A 12335-nucleotide genomic window follows, 5' to 3' on the forward strand; every position below is an offset into this window, starting at 1 on the left:
TTATCGGCTGAAAAACAGCCGATAAAATTGTCGTGGCGGAAAATAGAATGATTACGTCTCACGAGCTGAATTTATTTGTTTCGTGGGACGAATTTGTTTGCTTCGTGATGAATTTGTTTACTTCGTGACGAATTTATTCGTCTTGTAGGGTAAGGGTGTTTCTCCTACGGGACATATACAAAAAAAGTCCCCTCCGTATGGTTGCGGAGAGGACTTTTATAGCTTTTACTTCAACTGTTGTGAATCTGCTGTACTTGTTATTATTCAGCAGCAGCTTCGGTTTCAGCAGCGGGAGCTTCTTCTGCAGGAGCTTCAGCGGCAGCTTTAGCAGCTTCTTCAGCAGCTTTCTTTTCAGCCAGAGCCTTAGCTTTTTCTGCATTCACTTTCTTTTCAGCTTCCAGACGTGCTTTAGCTTCAGCTTTCTTCTGCTCTTCGTCTTTAGCCTTCAGGGCAGCCAGACCGTTTTGCTTGTTGTTCTTCCAAGCTTCGAATTTTGCTTCAGCTTCAGCTTCGCCAAATGCGCCTTTAGCTACACCACCCAGCAAGTGTTTCTTCATGTAAACGCCTTCGCGGGACAGGATGTTGCGAACTGTGTCAGTAGGTTGTGCACCTTTCAGGACCCAGTCAAGTGCGCGGTCGAACTTCAAATCTACTGTGGCAGGATTGGTGTTCGGGTTGTAAGTACCAATCTTCTCAATAAATTTACCATCACGTGGTGCTCTTACGTTTGCAATAACGATAGAGTAGAAAGCATAGCTTTTACGTCCATGTCTTTGCAATCTGATTTTTGTTGCCATTTTAAATTAATGTTTTAATGAATGATTTGAATAATGCTACTATCTCGTAATAGCGGGTGCAAAGGTAAGGCTTTTATTTTGATTGACAAAGAGTTTGCAGAAAGAAAAATGGATGATTCTCAGCAAAAAGCTCTCTTTTTTGCGTATATTATATTTAAAGTGAGAGTAAACAATCTCTCTTTCAGATACGTTGTATAAAACGAGTTGGGCAGTTGCCTATTCTGTTTTTTCTAATCTATTCACTTTAAAAATAATAAGTATGAGATCTTTTTCGTTTTTTATATCCGTAATTACGGGTTATATGCTTTGGTCTATTTCTCCCCTTCAGGCATGCACAGGCATAACTCTAAAGAGCCAAGACGATGCAACGATTGTGGCACGTACAATTGAATGGGGAGGAAGTAATCTGAACAGTCGATATGTAATTGTTCCGCGGGGATATTCAGAACAGTCGTATACGCCCGATGGACAGGATGGCATGCTGTTTACTGCCCGTTATGGTTATGTGGGATTGGCGGTTGAACAGAAAGAATTCATTGTAGAGGGAATTAATGAGACCGGTTTGTCGGCCGGTTTGTTTTACTTTCCGGGATATGGGGAATATGAGAAATATGACAAAAAGCAGAGAGACAATAGTATATCCGATTTTCAGCTCGTGTCGTGGTTGCTTGGCAAATGTGCTACCGTTGAAGACGTGAAAAAAGCTGTTGCAGATGTGCATGTTATCAATATTGATCCCCGCGCGTCTACCGTGCACTGGCGTTTTATCGATATTACCGGACGCCAGCTTGTGTTGGAAATAACGGGTCGGAAGGCTCACTTCCATGAAAATAAATTGGGAGTGCTCACCAATTCTCCAGGATTTGAATGGCATTTGACCAATCTGAATAACTACGTCAGCCTTTATCCCGGAATGACACAACCGCGTCAGTTGGGAAATGTCGACTTGTCTTCTTTTGGAGTGGGGAGTGGCTTTTGGGGGATTCCCGGTGATATAACCCCTCCGTCCCGTTTTGTTCGGGCTGCGTTCTATCAAGCTACGGCACCACAGAAATCCACTGCCCTTGAAACGGTTCTACAATGTTTTCAGATATTGAACAATTTTGATATTCCTATTGGCATGGAAACGTCGGAAGGAAAAACTCCTGTAGATATTCCCAGCGCCACACAATGGACATCAGCCACAGATATGAGAAACCGGATTATCTATTTTCGCACGATGTATGACAGTACGATCAGAAGCATAGACTTACGTACGATTGATTTTTCGACCGTCACGTATCGTGCAGAACCGATGGATGCGGTGAAACAACAAAAGATAGAAGCTGTAGAGATTCAATAAGTTTAAGACGATATGTACACACATCTTAGAGCTTGTTTAAACTCTTTGAAGAGAATTTAAACAGGCTCTTAAGTTCTCTGTTAATATGAAGAGACGCGATGTAATCTTCTTCTTAATGAAAGAAAGTGTATCAAAACTCACAACAGATCACTCGGATTGCCACAGATATCCTTTCTAAAATGCGGATAATCAAACTGAGTGCAGATAATCAAACTGATTAATCGGTAATAATCTGAATGATCTGTGGTGAGTTTTGTCCACCTCCTAAAGTAAGTCAACTCAGGCGTTATGACATACTCTCTTCTTTCTTACTTAAAAAAACAAGGCTGTTCTGTCATATATCTTTTTTCCAACGGATGAAAGAACTCTTGTCTATTTTGTTTTTACCAATCAGTTGGAGGCTATAAGAATCCAGACCGGCATAATGGTAATCGCCATAGTTTATGCCTCCCAAAAGATCTATATTCAGGAATGTGCGGACAAGTTTTAATCCGCATCGCTCTATTTTCTCAACGATACATTTGCCTCCTAAAAGATTCATCAGCAGATATGCTGAGACTTCGTAGGCACACCAGCCACATTCTTCCAGATACAGATTAATACAGCAATCGTTGGATTGTTCTTTTGCTAATACTTCAGAAACTTCTTTTCTCATGATAATCAATTTAATCGTTTTTGAGGGAATCCTGATAAAACTCATCCCTGTAGTTGCTGCAACATAGTTTCCCGCATTATGGTTCAGGATAGTGGCCGAATTACTTGGTTTATTAACATTTTTAGATATCCTGTAACGAATAACTCTCTGCCGCGCTTGGCTCTTATTGATACCTTTTTATTCATTTTGTTCGTCTTTTCCGGAGATTTTCTTTAATTTTGTCTGCACGATTTTATGTGGGAAGTTGAATTCAAACCATAATGAATAATTGAACGGTCATGACACAGATAATAGAGTTGAACGGTACGGAGAAACGGTTATACCAGCTTGTGGCTCCTTTAGTAATGAATCCAAAGGTATTGAAACAAAACAATAATTATCCTTTCCGTACATCGGAAAACTTCAAATGGTTTGTTGCGGTAGAAGGAAAAAAAGTAGTTGGTTTTCTGCCTTTAGAGCATAAGAAAAGCGAAGCGATCATTAATAACTATTATGTGAAGGACAACAATACTGAGGTGTTGAAAGCCCTTTTGGAAAAGGTGATTGACAGCATGGAAAAGGACAAACTGCTGACTTCGGTTACACTTATCGAACATCAGGATCTGTTTCTGGAGTCGGGATTCTCCGTAGAGAAGCTGTGGAGGCGTTATGTGAAAATGATTAAAGAGAAATAGAAATGGAGGCGCTTCAGAAGAATGTGTATGAATTGGCACAAGAGCGTTTGGATATTATCTTCAAGCAATTCGATAATATTTGCGTTTCCTTTTCGGGAGGAAAGGATAGCGGCGTGCTGCTTAACTTGTGTATCGACTACGTCCGTCGGCACGGGCTGAAACGGAAAATCTGTGTCTACCACATGGATTATGAAATCCAATACAGTATGACCATTGATTACGTGGACCGTATCCTGGAAGACAACAAAGATATTCTGGAAGTATATCGGGTTTGTGTACCCTTCAAAGTAACCACCTGTACGTCCATGCATCAGAACTATTGGCGTCCGTGGGATCCGACAATGAAGGACATCTGGGTGCGGAAAATGCCGAAAGACCATCTGACGGTGGAATGTTTCCCATTCTATAAGGATACGATGTGGGATTACGAGTTCCAGATGTATTTTGCCAAATGGCTGCATCAGAAGAAAGATGCTGTCCGTTCCTGCTTTCTGATAGGCATACGCACGCAGGAAAGTTTTAACCGCTGGCGCAGTATCCACCTTGCCCGGAAGTATCAGATGTATCATAATTACCGTTGGACTTCCAAAATAGGAAACGACATCTTCAATGCGTATCCTATTTATGACTGGAAAACCACTGATATATGGACAGCGAACGGAAAGTTCGGATGGGATTATAACCGATTGTACGACTTGTACTATAAAGCCGGAGTGAACATCGAGCGCCAACGCGTGGCAAGTCCTTTCCTTTGCGAAGCTCAGGAGAGCCTGCGGCTTTATAAAGTGATCGATCCTTCCACATGGGGAAAGATGATAGGCCGTGTGAATGGGGTGAACTTTACGGGTATCTACGGAGGCACGCATGCTATGGGATGGCAGACCGTGCGTTTGCCGAAAGGCTATACGTGGAAAGAGTTCATGCAATTCCTCTTGTCCACTCTGCCCGAGGAAACCCGACGCAACTACCTGCGGAAACTGACGGTCAGCATCGAATTTTGGCGTACAAAGGGAGGGTGCCTCAGCGAGGAGACCATTCAGAAACTGCAGAAAGCAGGTGTGTCGTTGGAAGTAGTGAGCACGACTAACTATAAAACAAGTAAAAAACCTGTGAGAATGGACTATCTGGATGATATCGACATCACGGAATTTCGTGAAATCCCTACTTACAAGCGGATGTGTGTCTGTATCCTGAAGAACGACCATGCCTGCAAATACATGGGCTTTGCGTTAAATAAGGAAGAGGCTTACCGAAGAGACAAAATAATGGAACAATTCAAAAATATGATGTTATGAGTGAATATCTAAGTCCGGTGTATGCGGTCAAGGCTGTACCGGTGGAGAAAGTAGTGGCGAATGATTACAATCCTAATATAGTGGCACCGCCGGAGATGAGATTGTTGGAACTTTCTATTTGGGAGGATGGCTTTACGATGCCCTGCGTCTGCTATTACGACAGCGAGGCGGACCAGTATATTCTGGTAGACGGATATCATCGTTATTCCGTGTTGAAAACCTCCCAGCGCATTTATCAGCGGGAAAAGGGATTGTTGCCGGTCGTAGTGATCAATAAGGAACTGTCTAACCGTATGGCGTCTACCATCCGCCACAACCGTGCCCGCGGTACGCACAACATAGAGTTGATGTGCCACATCGTAGCCGAACTGGACAAGGCGGGAATGTCCGATCGGTGGATCATGAAGAATATCGGTATGGATCGTGACGAGCTGCTTCGCCTGAAGCAGATTTCAGGTCTGGCATCCCTCTTTTCGGACAAGGAATTCAGTATTCCGAATCCGGTAGAAGAGCCGACACCGGAAGAATGATTCTTTGAGGAGGAAACTTTGGAAGGAGTTATCGGGAATTAACGGGAGTTATCACTTCGTTTTTAACTTCTAATTCCTAACGGAGCGAAGCGATAACTCCTTTATTTCCCTAATTTCTGAAAAGAAGAGTATCAGCCTTTAATTCCTGAATAACTTCCGTTAATTTCCTCTGACTCTCTCAAAATAATACTTTCCTCAAGAGGAGTCCTTCTTCAAAAGAACACCTCTTCTTCTTTACCTCTTACACAAATCCCTGAAATCGCAGAACTCACATTGCTTCCTGTTCTCAGTTTGGTTAAAAGGAACCTCCGGGCTATAGAGTTCTTTCAACAGCCCACGCAGGCGTTCGCGGAACTCATCGTCGTAGAAGGCGAAGTTGTTGACCGGAATTTTCGGTTGGCGCGCTTCCCCCATCTCAATGACGGGAGAATAGGTATCCGATGCGGCACGATGGATGTAGAGCAGCGACGGAGCTACCTTCAACGGTTGTTTGCCGCATACGATGGACGCATACAGGAACGTTTGGAAAATGTAGTTCGGGCGTCCTTCGGCAGGCGTGAAGAGCTGCTCGATGTTTTCGGGCACCTTGGGCGTACCGCCGGTCTTATAGTCCACGATGCGCAGGGTGTCTTCCTTGCTGTCCATGCGGTCGATGGTTCCACCGATATTCAACGTCAGCTGTCCTAACGGGGTTTCTATCTCCATGATCTCACTCACCGGAACTTCCATGTCCTCCATCGAGAAGGGAGCATATTGCAGGTCGTTGCGCAGTAATTGCCGCAGATAGGAGGCGATGACTTTGGCGTTGATGAGCTGTGTGCCGTTGTACTCCGGCCTCTCGGAAGGGGCAACGTGGAAGAACTCTTCCTTGAAAGCCGTGTCTACGTAGTTTTGCAGCCGGACGTCGTCGCGCAGCAACTGTTCCAGGTCCTCTTTCCGGATTTCCTTTCCGTTGGCGGTCAGATCCGTGTACGCCAGTTCTGCCGAACGGTGGAAGATGGTGCCGAACAGCGCCGAGTCGATCTCCGCACTTACCTCATCGGGCATTTTCAGCCCTGCCACGTAGCGATAGTAGAACTTCAGCCGGCAGTCCAGATAAGCATTGAGAGCAGAGGGGGAGAAGAGGGCTTTCGGATGGCGGGTGACGTCATATCTCCTGTACATCCGGGCAAGGATTTCCGGTGTCTTCTCAATGCAGATGCTCCTGCCGCTTTGCGGGGATTGCCCGGCTTCGAGGTATTCGCGCGATATGTCGTGGGGCGACTCCACGAGGAACTGCAACATGAAGCGTGACATCTCCCCACGATTCAGTCCATCGGAGGAGGTATTATATAATAAGGTGATGTTTTCGGCGCGCTGTATCAGGCGGTAGAAGTAGTAGGCGTAGACGGCATTCTTGTGCTCGATGGTGGTCATGCCGAAAGCCTTCCGCAGGTTGTAGGGGATGAAGGAGGAATCTCCGCCAGCCTTGGGCAACTGCCCTTCGTTGAGGGAGAGCATGATGAGGTTGCGGAAGTCGAGGTTACGCGTCTCCAGCACTCCCATGATCTGCATGCCGATGGCAGGTTCGCCGTGGAAAGGGATATTTGCCGTGGAGAGCAGGCGGCACAGCAGACGTTTCAGGGTGTCAGTCTGCACAGTGAGTTCTCCGGTGTCGATCAGGTTGAGCAGGCGGGTGATGAGGGTATAGCTCTTGAACAGGGACTCACGGTATAGCTGATTGAAGATGTCGTCCGTCTCCTGCTCCTGCCGGTAGAGGACGGCGACCTCACGCAACGTGTCCGTGAGGTATTGGCAAAGAGCCGAAATACCCGTCTGAGGAGTGAATACCTGTTGCAGGAAGGCGTCCTGTTGCAGTTCGGAGGGCAGGGGATAGAAGCGGTTATCTTTCGTCAACTGTTTCTCGAGCTTTTCGGCGAGGGCGGACAACCGGCGGGTATAGGGATGCTTCAGTACGGTCTGGACGGCTTCGTACGCGTAGCGTCCTGTGGTAGGACGGTAGCCGTTGGTCTGTAGTTCCAGCAGGGCACTGACGAAGCTGTAGACGGGAGTCTGCGCCAGGGGGAATCCCATAGTGATATTGACATTCTTCACCTCCGCAGGTATGGAGTGGAGTACAGGCAGCAAGAGTGCTTCGTTGCAAAGCACTACGGCGTTCTCCTTCTCGCGGACGGTTGCCGTCCGCATGACGGAACGCACCCATTCCGGCAGGTAGCGCGCCTGTGCATTTTCGGTAGGCGCGGAGATGAAGCGGATGTTCTTGGGAGAGCGCAACACATCGAACGCGCTTTCCGGCAACTCGTTAGGGAAGACAGCCAGGTTGCGGAGGATAAATTCGCCTGCTTCATGCGTGTAGGGCGGTGTCTTCTCGCGGGGCAGGCGGGTGTAGAACACGTCATAATCCCAGTAGAACAAGGCTTTCCCCGCATCGTGCAGGCGCTTGAAGAATTCGGTCTCCACCCGGTTCAGCACATTGAAGCCGACGAAGACATAACGGTCGTACTTCAACTGCTCCGGCTGCAACGTTTCCAGCACCCGGCGGTACATCATGCCTTCGTAGGCGATTCCCAGTTCGGAGAGGTTGCTACGGTAGCGGTGGTAGATGCTGCCCAGCATGTCCCATAGCGAGATGAACTTCTCTTTGAGTTGCGTGCGCCGTTCGATGGAGAAGTTTTGGAAGAATTGCCGGATGGCCTCTTCCTGCTCGGTGTCGAGGAAATCGTAATCATCCATGATGTTCTTCAGGTCCTGAAGGTTGGAGAAGAGGCGGTCGGCGTCGACGAGGTTCTTGTCGGCATCGTCGAAGTCGCTGATAAGCAGTTCTCCCCAGAAATAGAAGTCGTCGAGGGTCTCTTCGCTGCGGGTCTCTTCGCGGAAAACCTTGTACAGCTCGCAAACCAGCCTTATCGGATCGCCCGGCTTCCAGGGGGAAAGCTGCCGGAACAGCTCACTGATACTGATGTAAGCCGGCGACCAGATCGGACGGTCGCTTTGTGCCGCCAGGTATTCGTTGAAGAAGAGGCTAGCGCGTTTGTTGGGGAAGACGATGGCGACCCGGGAGAGGTCGTTCCCGATCTTCTTATATAAATCTTGGGCTACTAATTGAAGAAAAGTTTGCATCTTGCTTTGTTCCTTGTTTTTAATGATTGTTCTGGTCTGTTCTGCTGATTATTCCGAACAATCCTGATAATTATTACAATTCGTTCTGCTGCTTGTTTTGCACTGTTCGTCCGTTTCGTCCTGTGCGTTCGGGGGGATTATACTTTTTCTATCTCTCCCTCTTCCACGTACCACAGGTAACCTTTTATCTTCTCTTGTGGGTAACCCATGCGGACGAGCAGTTGGATATATCCTTTCACTTGCTTGTTGTACTTCTTGTTCCGCTTTCCGAATTTGAAGTCCACGACGACGATTTCACTGCCGCGCATCATGACCCGGTCGGGGCGGCGGGTATGCAGTTCGCCGTTTTCCTGCCAGATGATGTCGCATTCGTTGAAGAGCTGCCAGCTGCCCGAATACCAATCCTGTACTTCCGGCAGGGAGAAGGCGCGGTGGGTCAGTTCACGTATTTCCCTTTCCGTCTCCGGCTTGCCGATGATGCCTTCGAAGACGAGTTGGGCGATGGCGTCGTCGATGTCCTCTTCCGTCTCGATGGCAGAGAAAAGCGTGTGCAGCAGGCGTCCCCGGTTGATGAAACGGCTGTCGGACTCCTCTTCGTCCACTCCCTGAATGAAGTCGGCAGAACGGTTCGACTGCCGGAACTCGATGTCGTGCCTCATGCTCTCCATGTGCACGGGAAGTTTCTCAGGCTTCTGGGCAAGGCGGTTCAGGGGTAGGCGGCAGGCGGCGGATGAAGACTTCTCTGCCTGTGCAGACGGGCACAACTCACCGCTTTCGTAAGGCTCCTCTTCGCTCCAGTCGTCGTTGCCCTCTTTTGCCGCCACTTGCGGCAGGGTGTTGGCAAGCAGTTCGGACATGGTGCCCTTCTGCCCTTTCCGGCTCCACAGAATCAGGTTCTTTCCGGCACGGGTAAAGGCCACATAGAGCAGGTTCAGATTGTCGACCCATAATTGCAAGCGTTCGTGCAGGTAGTCCTTCCGGTAGACCGACTCGGCCATGACGGAAGAGTAGTTGACCGGAACAATGTCGAGCGCATTAAAGGGGGCGTCGGCAGGGGAGCACCATATCAGTTGGTTGTTGGTCTCGTTCTCCAGTTTCCAGTCGCAGAAGGGAATCAGGACGGTGTGGAACTCCAGACCTTTCGACTTATGGATGGAGAGGATACGTATGCCGTCCATTTCGCCGCTGGGGATGGTCTTGCTGCACAGGGTCTCTTCCCAAAAGCGGATGAAAGCGTCCAAATCCGATGAATTGCTTTGCAGGTAGTCCGTCACGGCGTCGAAGAAGGAGAACAGGTAAGCATCCTGCTTCTCGATGCGGTTCATACGGAACAGGCTGAACAGTTCTTCCAGCAGTTCGTACAGCGGCATCAGGCGGAGGGTATCCATGTGCGAGACAAATGCTTCCGGCAGTCCGTCCTCCGGTCGGGCGGTCAGCAGGGCATCCCAGTCGGGGACGATGTCGGTCTGCGGGCTGTCTGAGTCGGCGGAGGTATCCGTCGGCGGGATGTTTTGACCGGCGGCGGCACCGACACTTTCCGCTTTCAGGATTTGCAGCCTGTAGTTCGTGACCAGTGCCGCCTGCGATATCTTGTCCTCCGGGTTGGAGAGATAGCGCAAGGCATCTATCAGCATGCAGACGGCCTGTGAGGCATCCAGCCGGAACGCCTCGTCAGAGACGACAGGCAGGTGAAGCGTCTTGTCGAAGTAGTCGGCAATGGGGGGGATGCTCTTGTTCTTGCGCACCAGTATGGTGATGTCGTTCAACTTCACGCCCGCTTCCATGAGCCGTTGCACCTCTTCTCCCAGTGCGTTGAGTGTAAGGTCTACGTAGTCATGTTCCTTGTCCGGTTCCAGGAAGCAGGCTTTGACGTAGCCTTTCGCTACGGTTCGTGGCGGCTCCTGTGCCACGTCAGAATAGGCTTGTAGCAACGGGAGGCAATCTTCCTGCAACTCTTTCAGGTGGAGCGTGTTCAAATACTCTACTGCGGCGGCAAACAGAAGGTTGTTGAACCGGATGATGTTAGTTTCGCTCCGGCGGTTGGTCTTCAGCGTCTCCACACGTATGGGGAAGTTGTCGAGCTGCGAGCTGGGCGCGGGCGTGTGGCCGTGGGCGTCAGAGCTGGTGCCGTTGCCGTTGTTGTTCTCCACTTCGGCTTTTTTCTTCTTTGTCAGGCCTGCCAGGATGCTCCAGTCGCCGTTTCGCCAGCGGTAGATGGACTGTTTCACGTCGCCCACGATCAGGCTGTCGGCACCCTGCGAGAGGCCTTCCAGCAGAAGGATCTTGAAGTTGTCCCATTGCATCCGACTGGTGTCCTGAAATTCGTCGATCATCACGTTGCGTATGTTGGCTCCGATCTTCTCGAATACAAACGAAGAGTCCCCGTCACGTACCAGATTGTGGAGCAGGGCGTTGGTATCCGACAGCAAGAAGCGGTTGTGCTCTCGGTTCAGCTGGCGCACCTCCTCGTCGATGTGTGCCAGTAGTTGCAGCTTGTTCAGGTGTTGCAGCGACAGGCGGCAGCTGTTTACAATCTTGTTGTTCTTGGGCCTGAACGTCTCGGCGTCTTGCAGCAGAGGGAGGAGACTGGTTTCGGCAAGGCGGATGATGTCGTTCTTCCGTGCGGAAGTCTTGGTGGCCCAGTTCTTGGCGTCGTCCAGGCTGTTTCTCAGTGTGGCGTTCAGCACGTCCTTGTCTGAGAGGCGCCCGTCGCGCAGCTTGCGGAAGTAGCTGCCTATGCCCCGTGAGCCGCCTTTCAGGTCATCGGCGGTCAGGCCGTGGGTCTCCAGTTCGCCGTCAAACTGGTCGTAGAAACTCTTCATCTGTTCCAGGGCTTCCGTCTCTATCTCGCGCAGCTCGTTGCGGTAGGACTTGATGGTGTCCGGTTGGCGGAGTTGCTGTCGCAGTCCTTCGCCCCGTTCGATGTATCCTTCGTCGAAGATGTTCCATCCGAAGCGTTTGATTTCGTTGGAGACGTTCCAACGCTTGTCGTCGGCTATGCGTTCGTTGATGTAGTCCAGCAGCCATGCCAGTACGGGAGAGGAAGGTGTCAGCTTTTCGATGAGGCTGTCCACGGCGTCGCTCAGCACATCGGCGTTGTTCAGTTCAATGTTCAGGTTGGGGCTTAGCTCCAGTTCTCGTGCGAGGTTGCGCATGACGGACTGGAAGAAAGAGTCGATCGTCTCCACACGGAAACGGCTGTAGTCGTGCAGCATGTATTGCAGTGCCGTGCCTGCCGCCCGGCGGATGTCGGGGATGGAAAGGTTCTTCTGTTTCAGATCTTCTCGGATACGGTTCAGATAGGGTTCCGATGCGGGGTCGTCTATCCAGATGCCGTACAGCTGTTGCAGGATGCGTTCTTTCATCTCTGCTGTGGCTTTGTTGGTGAAGGTCACGGCAAGTATCTGCCGATAGGCCCTGGGATTCAGGATCAGATGTTTGATGTATTCCACGGCAAGGGTAAACGTTTTGCCGGAGCCTGCCGAGGCTTTGTATACTAATAATTCCATGTCGATTAGTGGGATTGAACTTTGCCACAAACATACGGAAAAAACATGGATTTATCAGGGGTGCATATGTCTTTTTTTTCTGTCTCACGAGATGAAGAAATTCGTCCCGTGAGGCGGAATTATTCATCTCGTGAGACGGATTTTTTCGTCCCGTGAGACAGAATTATTCATCTCGTGGGACAGATTCGCCCGTATTGTGAGCTGAATAGTTTCGTTATGTCCATTCGGTTTGAACGGTCATTCGGTTGGGGAGAGTGGGCTATGCCAAGATGGTATCCGAACCGTTTCATCTTCGTGTTTTGTCCATATCCTATAGCATGGAGAAAACATGGAGTTGGTATGGAGCAGGTGCGGAATTAGTATGTACTCGATGATGGGCAAAAAAAAAAGGAGTACCGCTGTACTCCAACCTT

General features: G+C 49.4%; 8 protein-coding genes. 4 read left to right on the forward strand and 4 right to left on the reverse strand.

What is annotated here, in order from left to right; translation table 11 throughout:
- Positions 1 to 260: 260 nt before the first annotated feature.
- Positions 261 to 797 (reverse strand): 30S ribosomal protein S16, encoded by a 537-nt coding sequence (locus tag QZ323_RS09375; protein ID WP_294634369.1) that lies wholly within the window; start codon positions 795 to 797, stop codon positions 261 to 263.
- A 259-nt stretch (positions 798 to 1056) separates the two neighbouring features.
- Between QZ323_RS09375 and QZ323_RS09380 the strand changes: the two genes are divergently transcribed.
- Positions 1057 to 2139 carry a choloylglycine hydrolase family protein gene (locus tag QZ323_RS09380; RefSeq protein ID WP_294634371.1) on the forward strand — a complete coding sequence of 361 codons (1083 nt, stop codon included), beginning with the start codon at positions 1057 to 1059 and terminating at the stop codon, positions 2137 to 2139.
- Between the two features lie 334 nt (positions 2140 to 2473).
- Here QZ323_RS09380 and QZ323_RS09385 read toward each other — a convergent pair whose 3' ends face one another.
- Positions 2474 to 2794 carry a hypothetical protein gene (locus QZ323_RS09385; protein WP_294634372.1) on the reverse strand — a complete coding sequence of 107 codons (321 nt, stop codon included), beginning with the start codon at positions 2792 to 2794 and terminating at the stop codon, positions 2474 to 2476.
- A 278-nt stretch (positions 2795 to 3072) separates the two neighbouring features.
- Here QZ323_RS09385 and QZ323_RS09390 point away from each other — a divergent pair, with 278 nt between their 5' ends.
- Genes QZ323_RS09390 through QZ323_RS09400 form a run of 3 tightly spaced genes read left to right on the forward strand, consistent with a single transcriptional unit; the run spans position 3073 to position 5293 of the window.
- Entirely contained in the window at positions 3073 to 3468 is a 396-nt protein-coding gene (locus QZ323_RS09390) for a hypothetical protein (protein WP_294634373.1), read from the forward strand.
- Positions 3469 to 3470: 2 nt separating this feature from the next.
- Positions 3471 to 4763 (forward strand): DUF3440 domain-containing protein, encoded by a 1293-nt coding sequence (locus QZ323_RS09395; RefSeq protein ID WP_294634374.1) that lies wholly within the window; start codon positions 3471 to 3473, stop codon positions 4761 to 4763.
- Positions 4760 to 5293 carry a ParB/RepB/Spo0J family partition protein gene (locus QZ323_RS09400; protein WP_294634375.1) on the forward strand — a complete coding sequence of 178 codons (534 nt, stop codon included), beginning with the start codon at positions 4760 to 4762 and terminating at the stop codon, positions 5291 to 5293. Before QZ323_RS09395 ends, QZ323_RS09400 begins: the two co-directional genes overlap by 4 nt.
- A 234-nt stretch (positions 5294 to 5527) precedes the next feature.
- On the opposite strand, the gene QZ323_RS09405 is transcribed toward QZ323_RS09400, so the two are convergent.
- Positions 5528 to 8413: a PD-(D/E)XK nuclease family protein gene (locus tag QZ323_RS09405; protein ID WP_294634376.1), complete on the reverse strand. Its 2886-nt coding sequence runs from the start codon at positions 8411 to 8413 to the stop codon at positions 5528 to 5530.
- Between the two features lie 137 nt (positions 8414 to 8550).
- Entirely contained in the window at positions 8551 to 11922 is a 3372-nt protein-coding gene (locus QZ323_RS09410; protein ID WP_294634377.1) for a UvrD-helicase domain-containing protein, read from the reverse strand.
- Positions 11923 to 12335 lie beyond the last annotated feature (413 nt).

The organism is uncultured Bacteroides sp., from assembly GCF_910585845.1.
In the GTDB taxonomy this organism is placed as follows: Bacteria; Bacteroidota; Bacteroidia; order Bacteroidales; family Bacteroidaceae; genus Bacteroides.

Excerpts from the sequence above, each read along its gene's own strand:
- QZ323_RS09390 (WP_294634373.1), top strand. The coding sequence starts at position 3,073 with ATGACACAGATAATAGAGTTGAACGGTACGGAGAAACGGTTATACCAG.
- QZ323_RS09395 (WP_294634374.1), top strand. The coding sequence starts at position 3,471 with ATGGAGGCGCTTCAGAAGAATGTGTATGAATTGGCACAAGAGCGTTTG.
- QZ323_RS09405 (WP_294634376.1), bottom strand. The coding sequence starts at position 8,413 with ATGCAAACTTTTCTTCAATTAGTAGCCCAAGATTTATATAAGAAGATC.
- QZ323_RS09380 (WP_294634371.1), top strand. The coding sequence starts at position 1,057 with ATGAGATCTTTTTCGTTTTTTATATCCGTAATTACGGGTTATATGCTT.
- QZ323_RS09400 (WP_294634375.1), top strand. The coding sequence starts at position 4,760 with ATGAGTGAATATCTAAGTCCGGTGTATGCGGTCAAGGCTGTACCGGTG.
- QZ323_RS09375 (WP_294634369.1), bottom strand. The coding sequence starts at position 797 with ATGGCAACAAAAATCAGATTGCAAAGACATGGACGTAAAAGCTATGCT.
- QZ323_RS09410 (WP_294634377.1), bottom strand. The coding sequence starts at position 11,922 with ATGGAATTATTAGTATACAAAGCCTCGGCAGGCTCCGGCAAAACGTTT.
- QZ323_RS09385 (WP_294634372.1), bottom strand. The coding sequence starts at position 2,794 with ATGAGAAAAGAAGTTTCTGAAGTATTAGCAAAAGAACAATCCAACGAT.